This window comes from Bartonella tribocorum, assembly GCF_002778015.1.
Classification (GTDB): Bacteria; Pseudomonadota; Alphaproteobacteria; order Rhizobiales; family Rhizobiaceae; genus Bartonella; species Bartonella tribocorum_B.
Window position 1 is genome coordinate 1 of sequence record NZ_NJPP01000009.1, and the last position, 21,462, is coordinate 21,462.

The 21,462-nt window shown below is 37.0% G+C and carries 6 protein-coding genes and 1 pseudogene; 2 read left to right on the forward strand and 5 right to left on the reverse strand.

The window, feature by feature from the left end; genetic code table 11:
• From CEV08_RS04005 to CEV08_RS04025, 4 genes and pseudogenes are all read right to left on the reverse strand, one after another.
• Positions 1-3,055 (reverse strand): annotated as a pseudogene (locus tag CEV08_RS04005) (hypothetical protein); the annotation flags it as partial.
• Positions 3,056-4,228: 1,173 nt separating this feature from the next.
• The gene (locus CEV08_RS04015) at positions 4,229-8,266 is read right to left on the reverse strand and encodes a YadA-like family protein (protein WP_180753547.1); all 4,038 of its coding nucleotides are present in this window, start codon (positions 8,264-8,266) and stop codon (positions 4,229-4,231) included.
• Positions 8,267-9,484: 1,218 nt separating this feature from the next.
• Complete coding sequence (locus CEV08_RS04020; protein ID WP_100130477.1) at positions 9,485-15,640, reverse strand: Vomp family autotransporter; 6,156 nt, start codon at positions 15,638-15,640, stop codon at positions 9,485-9,487.
• Between the two features lie 1,083 nt (positions 15,641-16,723).
• The gene (locus CEV08_RS04025; protein WP_100130478.1) at positions 16,724-17,230 is read right to left on the reverse strand and encodes a helix-turn-helix domain-containing protein; all 507 of its coding nucleotides are present in this window, start codon (positions 17,228-17,230) and stop codon (positions 16,724-16,726) included.
• 987 nt (positions 17,231-18,217) lie between these two features.
• Here CEV08_RS04025 and CEV08_RS04035 point away from each other — a divergent pair.
• Positions 18,218-18,487: a hypothetical protein gene (locus tag CEV08_RS04035; protein ID WP_100130479.1), complete on the forward strand. Its 270-nt coding sequence runs from the start codon at positions 18,218-18,220 to the stop codon at positions 18,485-18,487.
• Positions 18,488-18,832: 345 nt separating this feature from the next.
• Here CEV08_RS04035 and CEV08_RS04040 read toward each other — a convergent pair whose 3' ends face one another.
• Entirely contained in the window at positions 18,833-20,041 is a 1,209-nt protein-coding gene (locus CEV08_RS04040) for an MFS transporter (protein ID WP_100130480.1), read from the reverse strand.
• A 617-nt stretch (positions 20,042-20,658) separates the two neighbouring features.
• Here CEV08_RS04040 and CEV08_RS04045 point away from each other — a divergent pair.
• Positions 20,659-21,435 carry a class I SAM-dependent methyltransferase gene (locus tag CEV08_RS04045; RefSeq protein ID WP_100130481.1) on the forward strand — a complete coding sequence of 259 codons (777 nt, stop codon included), beginning with the start codon at positions 20,659-20,661 and terminating at the stop codon, positions 21,433-21,435.
• The last annotated feature ends 27 nt before the right edge of the window (positions 21,436-21,462 follow it).

The following is a 21,462-nucleotide window of genomic DNA, read 5'->3' on the forward strand; positions in this document are numbered from 1 at the left end:
CATAGCTTGCATCTTCAACAGCATCACCTTCTTTCTTCACAGTTTTAACTGTGAACTTTGGAGAAGTCCAAGTGCCATTCTCATACTTAGCTTCACCCCCTAAAGTCTTCGCAACACCACTCCCTAGAGCATGAAGCTGATTACCTGCTACGGCATCGCTTGAATTTGCACTAATATCGCCATTGGAAAGATACTTAATCTTGCTATTCGTTTTTCCGCTATCTTCACCATGTTGCGCTACAAACGCCTTTGTCTCCTTGTCCCACAATAAAGCATCTTGGGTAACGCCTTCTGAGACTTCTTTAATGCGCTGATTCACATTCTTGATATTCTCATCAAGTCCTGAAAAAGCCGTTCCAACACCCTCAAAAGAGCGATTGGTCACTTTTCCATCTTTAGCAATCGACGATAATTTATAGCTTGGCTCTGTAAGAGTTCCACCTTTAAAGGAAGATCCTCCACCTAAAAACTTAGCAACATCACTGCCAATTTTATTAAGCTGTCCACCTGTAACAGCATCACGTGAATTCTCTGTAATCTGACCATCGGCAACATTATGAAGACCTACAGCTGTAGAATTCTTACCTTTACCTAAAGTCACACTCGTATAATCAGTTTCATCATTGTCCTTCTTATCATAATGAACAACTGCTGAATCATCCGACTGAAGATTATTAACCTGCTTGGTAATTTCATTTTTTATATTCGTGAAAGAACTACCAACTCCAGTCAAAGCGTCCGCTACATTCTTATATTCTTTCTCTTCAGATTCACCATTATCCTTAACTGTATTAAACTTGAAGCTTGGACCATTCCATACGCCACTCTCATAACTCGCATTACCCCCTAAGGATTTTGCAACACCGCTCCCTAAAGCATGAAGCTGATTACCTGCTACAGCATCGCTTGAAGTTGCAGTAATGTCGCCATTGGCAAGTGACGTAATCTTACTTTTCGTTTTTGCTCCTTCTTCTCCATGCTCTGCTACAAAGGCATTATCCGTGATGCTCCAGTTCAAAGAATCGCTCTTTTCAGTAGCAATTTCTTTGGTAATCTCATTCTTAATATTCGCGATAGAATCACCAACACCAGAAAAGGCAGCCGCGACACTGTCATAAATCCCGTCAGCAACGCTGCCATCTTCTTTAAAGCTCTTAACTATGAATGTAGGAGCCCTCCAATTTCCATTCTCATAACCCGCATTACCCCCTAAGGATTTCGCAACACCGCTCCCCAAAGTATAAAGCTGATTACCTGCTACAGCATCACTTGAGCTTGCACTAATCTCTCCATTGGCAAGTGACGTAATCTTGCTGCTTCCTTCTGCTCCATGTCTTGCTACAAAAGCATTATCCGTAATGCTCCAGTTCAAAGAATCATTTTTCGCGGCGGCAATTTCTTTGGTAAATTCATTCTTAATGTTCTCGAATTTGTCTTTAACCTTATCGAATGAATTACCAACACCGGTAAAGGCAGATGCGACATCGCTATAAGACGTGTCAGCAACGCTGCCATCTTCTTTGAAACTCTTAACTATGAATGTAGGAGCCTTCCAAGCACCATTCTCATAACCCGCATTACCCCCTAAGGATTTCGCAACACCGCTCCCCAAAGTATAAAGCTGATTACCTGCTACTGCATCGCTTGAACTAGCACTAATCTCACCATTGGCAAGCGACGTAATCTTGCTGCTCACTCTGCTATCTTCTTTCCCATGCGTTGCTACAAAGGCATTATCTTTAGCACTCCAGTTCAAAGAATCGCTCTTTTCACCAGCAATTTCTTTAGTGATTTCGTCCTTAATATTCGCGATAGAATCACCAACACCAGCAAAGGCAGCCGCGACATTGTCATAAATCCCGTCAGTAACATCACCATCTTCTTTAAAGATCTTAAACTTAAAAGTTGGACCGTCTGAATTTCCATCTCCAAAGTCAGCACCACCACCAAAATACCTAGCCACATTGGTACCAAGCACATGTAGCTGACCGCCATTCACAGCGTCAGTTGAGTTTTGTGCTAAAGATCCACTTGCAACAAATTTAATGCTACTTGACCTTCTATCTTTTCCTTCGCCGTGCATAGCAATAAAGGCTTTATCAGCTTCGCTCCACAATAAGGCATCGCCTTTCACTTTGTTAACCGCACTATTAACCTGTTCAGTCAATTTATTCTGAACATTCGAGATAGAAGTACCAACCTTAGTCAAAGCACTAGAAACATCATTATAAACCTGATCTTTAGATCCCCCATCAACATCGAAGGTCTTGACCGTGAATGTAGGAGCTCTCCAATTTCCATTCTCATAGCTAGCACCACCACCGAAAGATGTGGCAACCGCAGTGCCCAATGAATAAAGTTGAGAACCATTTATCACCTCAGTTGAGTCTTCTGTGATCTTACCAGCAGCAACATTCATGAGAACTCGATCTTTACCTTCACTACTCCGAAAAGTTACTATAGTTAATGGTGACTTAGGAGCAACAGTTACCATCCTTTCCTCACTCTCCCGAACTAATCCACGGGTTAAGCCTCTTATAAAAGGAAAGCTGTCTGTATTCTCATGCTGATCATCACCTTGAGATAGATTATTTTGTTTTTCTCCAATAACAGGGAGGGCCTTTGTCTCAACAATCTGACGATTCAAACTTGTGAAAGCACTATCAACACCAGAAAATGCATCTATGACATTATTAGACCCTTCCCTCCCTGCAAATGCAATATCAAAAGCAGCTTTAGTCTGAGACTTATTAGATCTTAAGTTATTGAAGGACTCTTCCTCACCTCCTATCAATGCAAAGCCACTATCTGCATACAATTTATTGTCAATTATATAGGCTGGTGGAATAGCTTTAAGCATATTTGTACCACCACTAAAATCATTTGATATGTTATTAAAAATCTGAGTATTAGCAGAAACAGGAGAAATATTTGATAAAAAGATAATCACTGAAGCCACTGAAAGCGCTTTCATAAAAAGCAATCGATAAAGCGAGCAAGAATTTTTAAAATCACTCACCACTTGCGCTTTTGGTGTGGTATATAATTTTTTCATAACAAATTCTCCAAGTAAGAAAAACATATTTAGAACATTAAAAAGACACATTTCAGCGCTAGAGGTGATTTGTGTATGTGAACTTTTCTTGTTCTCTGTAGAGTTTGGTTTTTTTGCAGAAGCAGACAGGGATGGTTAGGACTTCGCTAAGGTTGCGATTGATGGTGATTGATAATTCGATTAGTGAGGTTTTTTACCTTTAAGCAGGGTGTTCTTTCTGAAGAGGTTTTTTCAATTTGAGCATGAGAAAAAAGATGAAATAGATATATTCTCATGTTTTTGTTGTGTGTGTGGGTTGTGAGTTTTAAAGTGAAATAGTTCATTTTGTGTGCTTAAGAGGCAATAAGTGTTTATTGCTAGAAAGGATGGATTGTTGAGAGTATTTTGGCAGGATCGGTGCGCTTTTCTCGTGAGGTGTGCGGTTTGCTCTTGACCTTTAGAGCTCTCTCTTGAAGAATTTTATAATGAAATGAGGATGGTTGTGTGATTTCTTCATAATTCTTCGCACCTCCCTTTGCGATAGGTATTTTCGTATTTTTAACAGAACGAGTCTTATTTCAGGTTCTTTTATTCTTTTATAGACTATTAGGACAAATTGCAAGAAGAAAATGAATTTAATTATTTTTACAGAATGAGTCTTATCGATTTAGGCAATCGTGGAATATCGTTATAATTTAGAATTCATAGTTTCGTTTCATCCGTTATAGATTTAACATAGAGGTCCTGTTTCATCGTTTGTTTTAGGTATCTTGTTTTGACCAAAATGAGTCTTACCAATAATTGTAGTTGCTATATAGTTTATGATTTCTTCTGTTGTGTACAGAGCAAATAAACGAAATAATAAATGGAATTTTTGATTTTTTAAAACGTATCCCCCCCAATGGATATTTTCTACCAATGAAACTGTAGAACGTACATTTTTAAAATAGCGTGTGATTATGTAATCTATTAATTTATATAAGAGCATTACTCTACATTTGTAAAATTTTTGTTAAAGCGCTTTATTTCTCACTAAAATCAATCTCACTAAGAGTATTATGAAACTTTATAATGATACTACTCTATGGCCTTCTATGTAAAATACTCCTTCTCTATAATATAAAATTTCACCCTTGCCTCATTAGACAAGGGTGAAAATTCGGTTAAATTGTAGTCTTTCGTATTATCTCGGTGTTATTTTAATTTTAGAGTTATTCCACCCCCTACACCCCACTGACCTTCAGCAGTGGTTGCTGATAGATTAGAACGAATCTTGCCATCTTCAGACGTATAACCGGCACCAATAGCAAAGGCAGATTGTCCACGCCACAAACCACCACCAAATGAAATACTCAAAGATCCTGGATCGTCGAAGTAACGTAGGTTAGATACTGCCAAACCAATTGCAGCTGCTTGTCTTGCCTCTTTGCGCACATTATTAATATCATAACTTAACGCCTCAAACTTCAAATTAGTATAGGACTTCGCCTGATTAACGCTATCATTGATAAGATTAGCAACTTGATCGTTCGTATACTCATTCGCCTGTTTAAGAACAATCTTCATCTGCTCATTGGTATAGTCATGTAACTGACCACCATTCACTGCGTACTTAGAATCTGCTACAATTTCACTTCTCGCTACATTGTTTATCAAAACAGGTTCACTTTCATTTCCACCTGCTAACGTGATACTATTGGTTTTCTTTCCGTTTTTATCGACACCATAGCTAACTGCAACATCCACCTTTTTTTCAACTTTTTTTATATTGTCATTCGTCGTCCAGAGCTGTCCACCATTCACAACTTCTTTTGAGCCTTTCGATATTTCACCATCTGCTACATGCGTAATCTTACTATCTGCTCCATTATGGCTAGCGTCATACGCTCCTTTTTCTTTATTCCACGGCAAACCATTAGAGGCTACGTTAGAAGTTACCTTCTGCTCAACATTACTAACGCGATCGTTAATACTGGACAAAGTCTTATTCATACCAGCAAAAGCAGATGCGACATCATTGTATGGCATCTCTGAAAGACTACCGTCTTTTAATTGGCTTATCATGAATGTAGGAGCTTTCCATTCTCCCTTTTCATTATAACCTGCACCACCACCAAAAGACCTAGTAATCTGGGAGCGCATCGAATAGAGCTGAGAACCAGTTACAGCATCAGTCGACGTTTCTGAAATCTCACCAGCAGAAATACCAAACAAACGCCGGCTTTCATTTTCACTATTCATAAAACTCACTCGTTTTGATGGTAAACCAGGAGAAAAAGATGTTGTATTCTCATTCTCATTCTCATCCTCATCCTCCATCTCGTCTAGAGCTATAGGTAACATTCTCGTCATAGGTAACATTCTCGTAAAAGGAAAACCTTCGGTAACAATATCATTCGAATCACCATCTTTTTGAGATGCCTTCCCTGTTTCACCAATACCAGCGTTATCCTTTATATCAACAATCTGTTTATTCAAAGCTGTGAAAGTACTATTCACGCCAGCAAATGCATCCGCAACACTCGTATAATTTTTCTCACTCTCATTACCATCCTTATCAAAGACTTTAACTGTGAAAGTAGGAGATATCCATTTTCCATTTTTATAACCAGAACCACCACCAAAATAAGTAGCAATCTGGTTGTTCATCAAATAGATCTGAGAACCAGTTACAGCATCAGTCGACATTTCTGAAATCTCACCAGCAGCAATATCAAAAAGACGCCGGCTTTCACCTTTACTATTCATAAAACTTATTTGTTTTAATGGTGATTTAGCAGCAACAGTTACCGTAGTTGCATCCTTCAAGTCACCTAGAGCACGAGGTAAGGTTTCCACAGATAAGCTTCTCATAAAAGGAAAGCCTTCTGAAATAATATCATTCGGATCACCATCTTCAGAATTATGTCTTTTTTCATCAATACCAGTGTCAATGTTCTCAATCTGCTGTTGCAAACTTGTGAAAGCACTATTAACGCCAGCAAATGCATCCGCGACACTCGTATACTTGTTTTCAATCTCATTACCATCCTTATCAAAGGCTTTAACTGTAAAAGTAGGACCTGACCAATTTCCCTTTTCATCATATCCAGCACCACCACCAAAATAACTTGCAAATGCCTGAGACATAAAATAAAGCTGACCACCGTTTACTGCTTCAGTCGATGCTTTTGTAAATGCTCCCCCCTTAACACCAGAGAGAATTCGTGGGGCATTCATGCTGTTTGCAATATCTATTCTACTACCACCTTTGCTTCCACCAATCGTAATGAGCCCAGCGCCATTTTGCTTAATAAAACTGTCGCCTGTCACATTTTCGATCTTTTGATTAAGATTTGTAAAAGAACTACTTACACCAGAAAGTGCATCCGCAACATTTTCATAGCGCATTTCAGTCCCACTACCATTCTTATCAAAAACTTTAACTGTAAAAGTAGGAGCATTCCATTTTCCATCTGCATTATATCCAGCATCACGACTAAAATAGCTAGCAACTTCATTGCTCATCGAATAAAGTTGAGAACCATTGATTGCATCCGTCGATAGTGCTGTAATCGAACCAGCATTAACACCGGAAAGAGTCCGTGCCGTATTATCACTGTTTGCAATACTTACCTTAGTTCCACCTACTTTTCCACCAATGGTAATCAGCCCTGCTGTATCTTGCTTAATAAGGCTATCACCTGTCCCATTAATGACTATATTTTCAATCTTTTTATCAAGATTTGTGAAAGAACTACTTACGCCAGTAAATGCATCTGCAACATTCTGATACTTCTTTTCAGCTCCATTACCATCCTTATCAAAGACTTTAACTGTAAAAGTAGGAGCACTCCAGTTTCCATCTTTATAGCCAGCACCACCGCCAAAATAGCTAGCAACTAAATTGCTCATCGAATAAAGTTGAGAACCATTTATCGCATCAGTTGATATTGCTGTAATCGAACCAGCATTAACACCGGAAAGAGTCCGTGCCGCATTATCACTGTTTGCAATACTTACCTTAGTTCCACCTACTTTTCCACCAATGGTAATAAGCCCTGCTGTATCTTGCTTAATAAGGCTATCACCTGTCCCATTAATGACTACATTTTCAATCTTTTTATCAAGATTCGCAAAAGAAGTATTCACGCCAGTAAATGCATCTGCAACATTCTGATACTTCTTTTCAGCTCCCTTACCATCTTTATCAAAGACCTTAACTGTAAAAGTAGGAGCACTCCAGTTTCCATCTTTATAGCCAGCACCACCACCAAAATAGCTAGCAACTTCATTGCTCATTGCATAAAATTGAGAACCATTTATCGCATCAGTCGATGTTGCTGTAATCGAACCAGCATGAACACCGGAAAAAGTCCGCGCAATACTATCACTGTTCGCAATACTTACCTTAGTTCCACCTACTTTTCCACCAATGGTAATCAGTCCCGTATTATCTTGCTTAACAAGTCTATCACCCGTCACATTGGTAACCACATTTTCAATCTTTTTATCAATATTTATAAAAGAATCGCTTATACCTGCAAATGCAGATGCGACACTATTATGCACCTTGTAAACCCCATTACCATTTTGATCAAAAGCCTTAATTATAAAAGTAGGAGATATCCATTTCCCATTTTGAACATATCCAGCACCACCACCAAAAGACTCCGCTACCCCAGCGCCCAATCTATAAAGCTGAGAACCATTGACTGCTTGATCCGACGTTGGATTAATCCCACCATCACGAACACCAATAATAAACCGCGCCTCACGATAGTTATTTGCAAAGTCTACCACATAGCCGTTTTTATTCGCACCAATTGTAATTGTCCCTACGCTATTTTGCTTAACAAACTGATCGAAAGACAATTCCTTAAGTTTATTATTGATAGTCGTATTCATTTCATGACTGAATTTATTAAATTTACTATCAATATTTGTATTAACTTCATTCTTCCAACGCACGAAAGCACTTCCCACACCGGAAAACGCTGAGCCAACATCTCTATACACCTTACCGTCAATTACATAGGTTGGCGCAATACTTTGACGTACCTTTGTACCACCACCAAAATAGGTGTCTACATTACCCCAAACATCACAAGCAGAAACAGGAGAAGCATTTGATAAAAAAGCAGCTACTGAAACTAATGAAAGCGTTTTAATAAAAGATAATCCATAAGGCGAACAAGAGTTTTTTAAATTACTCACTGCTGGCATTTTTGATGTAGTATATATTTTTTTCATAATAACTTCTCCAAGTAATAAAAACATATTAAAAACATTAAAAAGACATATTCTGGTGTTAGGAGATCCTAAGGGATGTTTTTTCTTGTTTTATAAAAGGTTAGGGTTGTCGTAATGGGAAAATGCACCACCATAAATGCCAATGAAATTGTGGTTGGCATTGACTGATAATCCAGTTAATGGGGTTTTAGTTTTTCTGCCTTTAAGGAGGGTTTTTTTGTTGCGACAGAGCTTTTAAATTTAGAGGTAAAAAAAGTGAGATAAGCATAGAGATATGTTTGCGTGTTGTTGATTATTGTGTGTTTAAGTGGCGATAAAGTATGATTATCGCAAATGGGGATTAGAATTTTTCGCTGAGTAATCTAGGGTATTTTTTGTAGAGTTATCGCGCTTTTGTTGCAAAAACAAATAGGATGCTTTTGCGTTTTGGAGTTCGGTCTCTTAGAACGCTTTTGAGTAAGATAACAGTGATTGTATGATTTTTTCATAGATCGCTTAACCCCGCTTTGCGAATTTTTTATTGATTCTGTTAACGAATCCTTTGCCCTTTTATAGACCGTTCAGAAAAATAGCAAGAAAAAAATGGAATTTTTTTATAATCCGTCTTTATTCATGGAATAGCTCTTTAAATTCATCGCCCCGTTGTTTGTTCTTTAGGTTTTTATAGAACTACTAATGTGACGTTGTATTTTAGATATTCCCATTTTGACCAAAGTGATTCTTACTTAATCATTGCCATTGCTGTATCCAGAAAAAATAATTAAAAGTAAAAAATGAAATTTTTTATTTCTTCAAATTTATCCTTGAATGAATATTTCTATTAGTAAAATTATAAAATGCACGCCTTTAAAATATCGTGCGATTGTGCGCGCTACTAAATTTATATGGAGGCATCGCTCTGCATTTGCAAAATTTTTGTTAAAATGATGAGCTTATCACTTTGAAGAGTAAAGGCTTTCATCTTTTCTCTCTAAACTGTCGCAAAATTTTTAAAGCAAAAATGAAAAACGTATCATTTATAAAAATTCATTCTTTTATTTTGATAAATAAGTAGACACCTTTCTGGGATCGTAAAAGTTTTTTCTGTTTTTTAAACATGTAGTTATCATCATATCCCTTATCAATCTCTGTATACATAGCTTTTATAGATATAAAAACAATTCACCCCTGCCTCATGAGACAAGGGTGAAAAGAACTTTTTATGGATTTTGTTGATTATTAGTTCAGGGTCATATTGAATCCCGCACCTACACCCCAATGACCGCCGGAAGTGGTGACAGATACATTCGACCGAATATTTCCCTTCTCTGATGTATAACCAGCACCAAATGCAAACGCAGATTGACTACGCCATAAGCCAGTACCAAATCCAACACTTAATTTTCCAGGTGTGTCATTATAGCGTAAGTTAGATACTGCTAAACCAATAGCTGCTGCTTGTCTTGCTTCTTTGCGTACATTTTCTATGCTGTAATTTAAAGCATCAAACTTCATATCAGTATATTGTTTAGACCGATCAACAGCATCGTCAATTGCATCAATCGTAATATTACGAATCCGTTGATCTGTGTAGTGCTTTGATTCATCGAGAACAATTTTCATCTGTTCTTTGGTGTAGTCATGGAGCTGACCACCATTTACAGCTTCTTTTGATCCTTTCTCAATTTTACCATCAGCTACATTATTAATCACAACAGGTTCACTGGCATCACCACCCACTAATGTGATTTTATTGGTCTTTTTGCCGTTTTCATCTCTGTCATAACGAACAGCGTCCTCAGCAATAGTGTTAATTTTATTATCAATATTGGTAATTTCACCACCGATGTCTTCAATTGTGTTTGAAATATTATCAACTCTGTTGTTAAGATGCTTAACATCTTTTTCAACACTAATGACACGATTTTCAACATTCGTAACACGTTCATTGGTTTTCCAAAGTTGTCCACCATTAACCGCATCTTTTGAGCCTTTTTCAATTTTGCCATCAGCTACGTTGATAATCTTACTCGGCTTACCATCATGATTAGCATCATAAGCTTTCTCTTTATCATTCCACTTTAAAGCATCTGAATCAACCTTGTTGATGACGTCATTAATACGGTTGTTAATATTTGACATATTTTTATTGACGTCACCAAAAGCATCAGCAACATTATGGTGCTCTGTCTCAACAGTTTTACCATTCGCATCAACTTGAACAATCTTAAACGTAGGATCTGCCCATTTGCCATTCTCATATTTAGCACCACCACCGAAATAATTGGCAAGCTTGTTGCTCATGAGATAAAGCTGGTTACCCGTAATGGCATCGGTTGAACCTTTAGCAATGTCACCATCCAAAAGATACTTCAATTTGCTGTTTGTCTTCTTACCATCTTTTTCATGACGTGCAACGAATGCCTGTTCTTTATCATCCCACAATAAAGCATCTTTAGAGATTCCTTCAATTTTCTGATTAAACTCATTAGATACCTTTGTTAAGCGCTGATTCACATCTTTCACATTCGAATCAAGACCTGTTAAAGCTGAACCAACATCATAAAAATTAGCCTTTCCTAGCTCACCATCTACAATAGCAGATAAAGTATATTTCAGTCCCTTAAAGGCACCATCAACAAATTTTGCACCACCACCAAAAAACTTGGCAATATCTTTTGATATTTTATCGATCTGACTACCATTTATTGCTTCTTTTGATGCTTGAGAAATCATCCCATCTTTGACACCAGATAGTGTTCTTTCTTGACCATCTTTATTTGCAATCCTGATTTCTGTCCCACCTTTTTCCTTACCGATAGTAATGAGCTTCTGATCTTCTTCCCATTTAACAAGGCTATTATTTTCTATTTGATTTTTTATTCCTTGCAGCTGTGAAAAATTAACTGCATCATTGTCGTTTTTTCCCTCAGCTACGTTTGTGATCACTTTCTTGCCAGCATCAATACCTTCCGTAGTCATACTTGGACCATTGTTATTACTCACAAAAATGCCATCCTTAGTCATATGAGGGCCGTTCTTAATTATAAAGCCATCATCACTCATCGTGCTATTGTCTGTAGTGACACTCGTTAACTTAAGATTATCATTCAAAGAAAAGGTAACTTTATTCTTGTCGTCTTTCTCAATCTTTAAGTTATCTTTTCCTACTCCTTTTTTAGAAGTATCTTTCACCGAAAAATCTACTGTACTCCCTGCTTTAACATCTGTAACATTGTTTTCATTACCATTAACAGAAAGTTTCCAGCCATTTTTTGCAAGCTCTTTGACCTCTTTCAACTGTGCAACGTTTACAGCCTCATCGTCATACAACCCCTCTCTTACACCAGAAATTACCCTAGGCTTCTCATCTTTATTTGAAATATTGATTTCTACGCCCTCTTTTTCAGCACCAATGGTAATGAACTTGTTTGTCTCGTCCCATTTAACAAGGCTATTTTTTGTTATATCAGAAATTTGATTGTGAATATTCGTAATGGAAGTATCAACAGCACTAAAAGCAGAACCAACATCATTATGTTTATTGCCCTGAATAACATAAGTTGGTGCAACACCACTAAGCACATCCGCATTACCGCCAAAATAATTTGATATATTCGTATTCATATCATCAAAATTATCGTAGAGCTCTTGGATTGCACCATTGGTTTCAAAAAGTTGGGCACCATTCACTGCTTCAGTTGAATCTTCAGTAACTTTACCACCAGAAACACCAGAAATAATTCGAACACTGCCTTCATTATTTGCGATATTGATTATGCCCCCACCTGTTTTCGCACCAATGGTGATAGGACCAGACTTTTCTTCTTGCTGAACCAAATTATTTTCTTTGATATCAGAGATTTGATTGTGGATATTCGTGAAAGTATTGTTCACACCTTCAAAAGCATCCGCAACATTATGGTAGGGTTGTTTAGAAGTTGAACCATCATCGTTGATTGTATAGACATTGAAAGTAGGAGCATGCCATTCTCCCTTTTCATCATATCCAGCGCCGCCGCCAAAATAAGAAGCAATATCTTTCATCGAAATTATAAAATGATGATTAACATTCCTGATATTCGTATCAAGCCCTGACAAAGCATCACCAACACTATTATATTCCTTTTGTTCTACTCCACCATTTGAATCAATAGTCGTTAAATTGTACCTTGGTTCTGTAAAAATACCATTTTTGAATTCAGTATTACCACCAAAGAATTTTGCAATGTCACTGCCCATAGAATGAATTTGAGAACCATTAATTGCATCTGTTGAATCTTCTTTAATGTCACCATCTAAAAGAGACGTAATCTTACTTTCTGTCTTCTTTCCATTTGGTCCATGAAGTGCAACAAACGCTTGTTTACCATCATTCCAAAGTAAAGCATCTTGAGAGAATTTATCAAATTTATTGTCTACATATGTTAGACGACTATTCACATTTTTGACATTTGCATCTAGCCCTGTTAAAGCATCGCCAACATTTTCAAAAACCTTCTGTTCTACTTTACCATCTGTGGAAACTGTAGATAAATTATATCTAGGACCTACAAAAGCACCATTCTGAAATGCTGCATCTCCACCAAAAGATTTTGCAATATCTCCTGAGATTTTATTAATCTGGCTACCATTGATTGCTTCTTTTGAACTTTCAGAAATTTCACCATCTTTTACACCTGCAACGATCCGCTCTCCATCAGTACCTGTGATATCAATTTTCGTACCACCTTTTTGTTTACCAATAGTGATAAGCTTCTGATCTTCTTCCCATGTAACAAGGGTATTTTCTGCTACTTCTTTTATTTTCTTTTCTACTGTCTTCAACTGTGAAACATTAACTGCATCCTTATCTAAAACGCCATCCGCTACTGCTGAAATCGTTTTATGTCCAGCTAAAATACCGCCAAATGTTACACTTGGACCACCTAGAATTTTTAAGCCATTATCGGTTAAAGTAGTCTTATCACCTACCTTTATGCTCCCAACTTTAATAAAGTCCTCTAAATCAAATTTTATTTCATTGTTATCACCCTTTACAATTTTGATATTTGTAAGTTCAGCACCCTCGTGATGCTTAACAGCAACAAAATCTACTGTATTTCCAGCTTTCACATCTGTAGCATTTCCACCGTTGACAGAAAGTTTCCAACCTTGTGTTGCAACTTGTTCTAGTGCTTTCAGCTGTTTATAATTCACTGCATCAGTATCATCAGCCCCATCTGCCACTTTCGTAATTTTTTTATTTCCGGCATCAATACCATTCAAAGTTATTTTTGGACCATTACTATCAATAAACCCAAAGCCACTATTATCCATAATGCTGTTACCTGCCGTAACACTCGTGAGCTTAAGAGCATCATTCAAAGAAAATATGACTTTATTATTATTTTTTGCAATTTTAATATTCTTGTTACCGCCTTCATTTTCACCAGCAACAAGATCTACTGTATTTCCAGCTTTAACATCTGTAGCATTTTGACCGTTGACAGAAAGTTTCCAGCTGACTCCGTTCTTTGCTACATATTTTTGCAGCTGCCCAAAATTCACTGCATCGGTATTATCAACCCCATCTGCTACTCCTTTAATCGTTTTATCACCAGCATGAATGCCTGTAACAGTTATGCTCGGCCCACCGTTAAATCTAAAACCAGCAGCATCCATAACACTCTCTCCTGCTGTGACAGACATTACATTAATATCATCAGCTAAATCAAATGTGACATTGTGGCTTTCATCTTTTGTAATATTGATATTCTTGGCACCTTCATTGCCAACTGATTGAAAATTTACTGTACCGTTTGGACCAATAGCCGTAGCATTTCCACCATTAACAGAAAGCTGCCAGCTTGTTTTGGTTGCATTTTTCACTTCTTGCAACTGCTTATAATTCACTGCATCAGTATCTTCAGTCGCATCAGCGACTTTCGTGATCTTTTGATTGCCAGCATCAATACCATCTATAGTTATTTTTGCTCCATCTTTAAATATAAAGCCATCATCACTCATTGTGCTCTGTCCTGTGGTGATGCTCGTCAGTTTAAGATTATCATTCAAAGTAAATTCAATTTTATGCTTCGTACCTTCAGTGTTTTTTGCAATTTTTAAGTTATCTTTTCTTTCGTCTTTTTCACTTTTTACTGAAAAATCTACTGTATTGCCTGGATTCACGTCTGTAGGACTTTCATCGTTAGCAGAAAGTTTCCAAGCTCCTCCTCCTGCTATGACATTTCTCATAGCTTTTAACTGTGCAACGTTCACTGCATCAGTATCTTCCTTACCAGCTGCTACCCCTGTAATCTGTCGTGTTATTTTACCATTATCCTTACCCCCAACTTCCCCTACACTAAAAGCTCCTGCAGTGCTTTTCCATGCCATATCGGTTTTTGTTGTCTCTTTACCTGTTGCTGGGTCATACCCCTTAACGTCCTTTGCAGTAGAAGAAACAGATCCACCACCGATAGCAACACCATCCGCAACAAGTGCATGTGCATTTGCTCCAATCGCAACCGTATCATCCTTCTCCGCATAAGTATGCGAACCTATAGCAATCGCATTTTCACCCTTTGCTATAACTTTTCTGTTAGGATTACTTTCTTCAGTTCTGTCAGAGCGCCTGCCCCCTATTGCAATAGAGCCTGCAGCTTTAGCTTCAGCCTCTGCACCTATAGCAATCGCATAATTCTTTTCTGCTTTTGCCTCTGCCCCTACAGCAACGGTACTTTTACCAGAAGCAGTTGCGAGACCACCAAAAGCAACAGCAGCTTCACCGGAAGCTTCCGATCCTATGCCTATAGCAACAGTTGCTTTACCACTTGCAAGTGCAGAAACACCGAAAGCTTGTGATCCGCCAGTTTTTGCAGTTGCACCAGCACCAAATGCCGTTGAATAATTCCCCGTTGCAGAAGAACCACAACCTGTTGCAAAAGAATAAACACCATAAGCCTCAGGCAGTACATTCATACTACCATCAGTACTAGCTTTTCCCATATAACTATTATCTTTACTCAGCTTCCCATCACTTAGCCAAGTAACCTGCTCAATAGTCGTTCCATAAGGGTCCCCCCCCGTTTGAGCATTGTAGCCATGGAGAAATCTTTCGTATTGCTCTTTTACAGGTATTCGTCTACTATCAGCGACATCCTTTTGTTGTTGCTCTCCACCACGACCAATAACGTTGTCTACACCACAGTAATCATCATCCCCAGCTAAAACAATACTCCCATGACTACCTTTTGTATATGAAACGCCGGTGCCAGTCGTACTCTGGACAAGTGATCCTCTTATGGAAAGATTGGCAGCAACAACAGGGGAAACACTCGATAAGAGTGTAGCCATTGCCGCGCTGAGCGAGACAGCTTTAATTAAATTTGGTGTGGAATATTTTTTCTTCATAAGAACCTCCTCCAATCAGAGTTCAACATCATTACAACCCGCAAAAAACACTCATGGCAAAACCCTTGAGTTCGCGTACCTCAAAAACCAATAAATCAAGACAAAACCCTCCCCTCACGATACCGCTATTTATTACGGCACCGCCCTAAAATCTTTGCAACAACATAGAATCTAGGAAAGCCCCCAACCCTTTTAGCTAGAGGGATTCAAGCTAAAAAATAAATAAAAACACAAAATTTTGAAAATATACCGTTATCTCCATTCAAAAATACTGCGATTTATCCCTTAACAAAAATAGTTTTACTAAAGAGCAAATCTATCATTCAAATAAAGCGCAGTAGCAAAATGGCAAGAGTGTAAAAAATAATTTTTTATCAATTTTTAAAAATATTTTGCAATAAGAGAGCCTATTCTTATCAGCACAAATTTATAATTTTTTAACCTATAGTATAATGTAATAGATCATGATTATCGTGATAACCTTACTCTTTACTATTCGATAACCTACTCTCGTCAGGATACGCATCTTTGGAAAACATATTTCCTAATATAATGGCGTTTTATAAAAAGTTTCAATATGCTCATTGCATCGTCTGTACAAGAGCGCTATAAATGGTCTTTCGTTTTTCTCTCGTATATGTCTGTTACCTCTTCCATAGGAACCCAATATAGCCTCGACACCATAATGGAATTAAAGCCATAATGTCTTTTCACTGTCATATAATTTTTTTAAATATCAAAAACCGAAAAGAAGCTGTTTTCTAAACTCTTTCTTCTCACATAACCCATAACATTTTCACTGTTGCCCATATCTTTTCCTTCAACCAACAAATATTTCAGGAATGGTTTTCGCTTCTTTTTAAAGAAATTTTATTTGTATGATCAACCATAATGCTTTTTATAAACCATTTTATCCGCATCAGAATAATATATTGATTTATAATGATAATTTATCGTTTTTCAAGTTGAATAAAAGACTCTGAGATCGTGAGATTTTCCCATTTCAAACCTGTTTATACAGTAGAAAAATCAAAAAAGTTTCATTTTTTAAAAGGGCTGTTGGTTTGTATCTTATAACGTTTCTCAATGCGTTTTCTCAACTTCGATTTTACGCTTTAAATAAAGTTTTAAAAGTGGCATCGTGGCTTCAACTTCTTCCATATCGTTGAGGTTTTGAATAAGTTCTTGCTGTTTTCCGTAAAGCTCTGCCGCAAGTTCTGCTATATCTTCAGGAGGCATATCTATTTTTGCATCATGATAAGTTGTATACGCTAAATGTCCAAGCTTTTTCATCAACCCAACAGGAATCCCTTGCGGTTTTAAACCAGCGGCTTTCGCTTTTGCCATATCTGAAAACATCTCGTCATTGCCCGTTACAAGCCAATCTAATGAAACACCGCAAATTTCTTGATATTTGGAGAGCGCAGAAGCTGTAGGCTCGCTTATACCAATTTCATAAGTTCCTATAGAGCCAGCAGTGATACCAATATGTTCAGCAAATTGCTTACGCTCTGTGAAACCAAGAGCGTGACGCACTTTTCGAAAACGTTTTGCCAACTCAGTTTTAGGTTTTACTTCCGGACGAGCCAAAAAATCACTCCAAAATCAATATAATTGTTGGCTAAATAATTATATTGATTTATGTTCCTTATTACTGCCCCTTAATATTGGGCAAAAATTTACATATATAACCCCACAAAAATGGATGTTGCAGCATCCGTTTGCAGGAGCRAAATTTATGACAATCACAWAAAAAGGGCAACCGCCATAGTATTTTGCTAAGATACCTCACTCTCATACACCCTAGGAAAAACGCGTGGAAGTCTACCAAATAATGACCACCAGTGTCAAAAATATTTAGGCATCCTCTCACGAAAAAAACGCCTGCCATTGCCAATTATATACTCGTCGAGCAAAGTTTTATCAACTGCTCTCTCAAAAAGCGCAGCCATATGTTTCAAAGCAGTAAAAGTCCAATATGGTTTTCTTCATTTTATTATTTACTTTTCCAGCATCACGTGGGTTCTCTTTCATTGCGTTCTATGCAATATGCCACTGAAATCTTATTACAAAATATGCAAAGACACTTCCCATCGTTTTTTATAAGATGAAAGGTTTATCAATGTCTAAAAATCAATATAAAATAGGCAAAATAATTGATATTCTACAAAAAATGAGATTATCATACATTCTTAAAAAGCTGAGCGTTTACAAACCATGCTTGCTTATTGTAGATATTAATGGCACCGATTTAGCTGTAATTGGCAATAGAGATTTCAGGGTGTTTGATTTATCGCCCAAATACTCCTCCTCTATGCAAATTAAAAGCCTTTTGGCAATGTATTTTAAATGCTATAAGCTCTAAGGCCAATACATTGCCATCTATATTTATAATTGAGTTCTTTAAAATATTGGAGTCATAAAGTTTTTAATAGGCATTGATTTAAAAACGCGTATTTTTCAGAAAATTGACCAAACCATGAGGTTCATATACATGCCAATTTTGAGTGATGAGAGTGGAGTGATACTTAAACAGACCAAAGCTGCACAAAAAAACGCAACGTGGAAGAATTAAGCATGACCTCTTTATACGATAAAGAATTATCCGATACACTGGTTGGTCTTTATGACGACTATCAACAGGGGCTCGACATTGGAGAAGAGCTTAAATTATGTGTAGATTTAGCTTTATCTCTTGAATTAGAACTCAGCATTCACCGTTTAAGTGAGACAGATGCACTTTTAAAAAAAGAGATTGTGCAAACCTTGAATCGCCGTAGAAATATCCATTCTAATGAAGATGAAATGGATACACTTTTTCAAATGGATTTTGAAAAACAAAAATAATGTAGCATTCTCCCCGTGATATTATACTCTCATCCCGTATGATAAAAAATTACCTCATTGCTTTGCTTTCTGCCATACAGAAACCAAAAAGACTTCTGAGAAACTTTAAAGTATTGCATTTTTTCTTCCCTACAAAAGTCCGATAAATTAAAAAACGCATTAATCCTCTTTGGTCATCATCAAAAAATAAAGCGTATTTTACAGTATACATAAATTTATGCTTTTTTCATTAAAAGCACCAACACTTTCACATTTTATCAACCACCCCTTTAAAAGAAAAATATAAAATATTCCGCAGCGTAAATGTTTATAAAATAGCGTATATTTACCATACTTAAATGGAATTTATTGTTTTTCACGTTTATAAAATAGCACGATGAGTACTCCAACAAGCGCAACGATACTTTGAAGAAAATATATTGATTGGGATAATATGCGACTGCTATCGCTTGCCATAATGAGGTAGACTCCGAGGATCAAGCAGCCAGAGATACCATTAAAACTTGCCTGCAATCTTCCTTGGTATTGGGGATCACAAGACAGTTGTGATAAAGAAATCGAAAGAGCCCAACTCGAAAGTCCAAATCCAATCATAAAGTACACAGGAAAAACAACAAAAGTGTGTGTGTTAACAGACAAAATAGCAAGACCAATCGCCATAAAAGCTAATAAAATAGCTAATTTTCTTATGGATAAAACTTTACAAAGAAGTGGTGAAAAAAACGCACCAGTTAATACACCAACAGAATAAAATACTTCAAATATTGCAAAGGTCCGACTATCCGCATGCAAAACCTCGTGTATATAAGGAACAAGAATAACAGGGATGGTCATAAAAAGAGTCATAATAATCATCTGGCTTATATAAGGCATAAAAAGAACCGGATTCTGTTTAAAATAATGAAGGGATGCTATATAACTTTCCCACCAATTTTGCTGATCTTGGCTTTCATATCTTTTAGTTTTAGGAACCTTCATTCCAAGGTTAAACAAACCAGCAATAATCAAAAACATGCCCCTTATTAGAAGTGCTCCTTTTGTCCCTGCGTAGGACAATACAAATCCACTTAAGCCCATACCTACGATCGTGCCAAGTTCATAAACCATATCGATGGTCGCATTTGCATTGACGAACTGTTTTTTAGGAACAATGCTTTGAATTAAAGGAACAGCTGATGGCATATAAAAAGAGATAAAAACACCTAAAAGAGCAGATAAGAACATCAAATCAATTTCTATGCCCCCATACGCAAACATTACCCAGCCCACAATTACCAAACCTCTTACAAGATTTGAAATAATAATCTGCATTTTACGATTATATTTATCTGCCAATATGCCAAAAACAGGCGCAAAAATAATACTAGGCGCCCAAAGAAAAAGCATCATCAACGCTACGCCCCGGATTGAATTCGTCTGATGGTAGGCAAGCCATGACAATGCAATGTAATTTAATCCGTTTCCAAACGTAGCAAATAAACCGCTTAGGGTAAAATAGAGAAAAGCTCTATTCTCGAATAGAGTAGCACGTTCTTTCAAATTTGCAACGAACATAAATCATTCCCTCATACATATATCATTCGGTATGCAGTATAATCACATTTAAAAATATATATTTAGCTCTTATTTTAATTGATTAAATTTAAAGAAATATCCTCATTTTGTTAGAGCGTAATTCATTTTTTTATGAAAAGAATACGCTCTCAACATCATAGGAGATAATCTTAACATATTGAAGATTCATAAATACTTCTATTCTTATTGCGCGCTACATTGGCACCAGTAGCACTCATAGTGCGTAAAACAAATGCGTTGTTTTGGCTATACAATTACAAAGGAAATAGGTCCTCTCATTTTTAAGATAGGGTATTTGAAATTAGTTATTTCCGCAAGCAGGTTATAGATTTTGACGCTCATAAAAGGCATCTAAGTGGTAATCGCACAAGAAGTGAGACAAATTTCTAGAAGAATATATAGAATCTTAGAGTGATTTGCGCAAAAAAAAAAAACAATTGATTTTTAAATACATCATTTGAGATAGAAATGTAACCCTATAGAATGGGTCAAAGAGCAACTCTCATTTAACTTTCTTTTTAAATTTATACTTGACATAATGGATAAAGGAAAGCTTCTTTTTGCAACAGCGCAATTTGTGAGGAGGACCATGCTATATGTTACAAACCATTCAACCAAAAAGTGAAAAATTTGATGGATTGGCTGACGATTATGATCGCTATCGTCCACGCTATCCCCTCACTTTATTTAAAACCATGCTGCTTCCTTTTAAAGACAAAAAGCATTTGTCTATCGTGGATGTGGGAGCGGGAACAGGCATTGCATTAGAGGGAATTGTCAAGTTTCTAGGAAATGAACACCACTATCATGCTATCGATGTATCAACAGATATGATTAAGAAAGGACAAAGAAATTTTCCTTTTGTGCAATGGTACCACGGCAAAGCCGAAAGCCTCTTGCTTCAAATCGGTAAGGTCGATCTTGTTGTTGCAGCACAAGCGTTTCAGTGGATGGATCGCCCTCTGTTGCTTAGCGCTGTTTCAAGTCAACTTCGTCCTGGAGGTGTCATGGCTGTCATTCAAAACAATCGTGATTTTCAAAATAGTCAATTTCTAGCCGCTTATGAATCATTATTAGAGGAAATGAGCCCTAACTATTCCCGTTATTATCGTCATTTTGATTTTTTACAAGAGATGCGTGATGGTCTTGCAGTAAACCCTGAAAAGGTTGCTTTACATACACACAATTGGACGATGACAATCCCATCCGAAGCTTTTATCGGCATGAGCCGCTCTTCAACGCAAGCGCAACGCGCCATTGCTAACCATGGAGAAAAATATTTGCAGCAATTGGTTGCCCTCATAAAACAATATGAAGTGCGAGGAAATTTGGAACTTTTGTATCAAAGTGAACTCTACATCTATATAAAATAATCTTACATCTATGGTTATCTCTGTTGC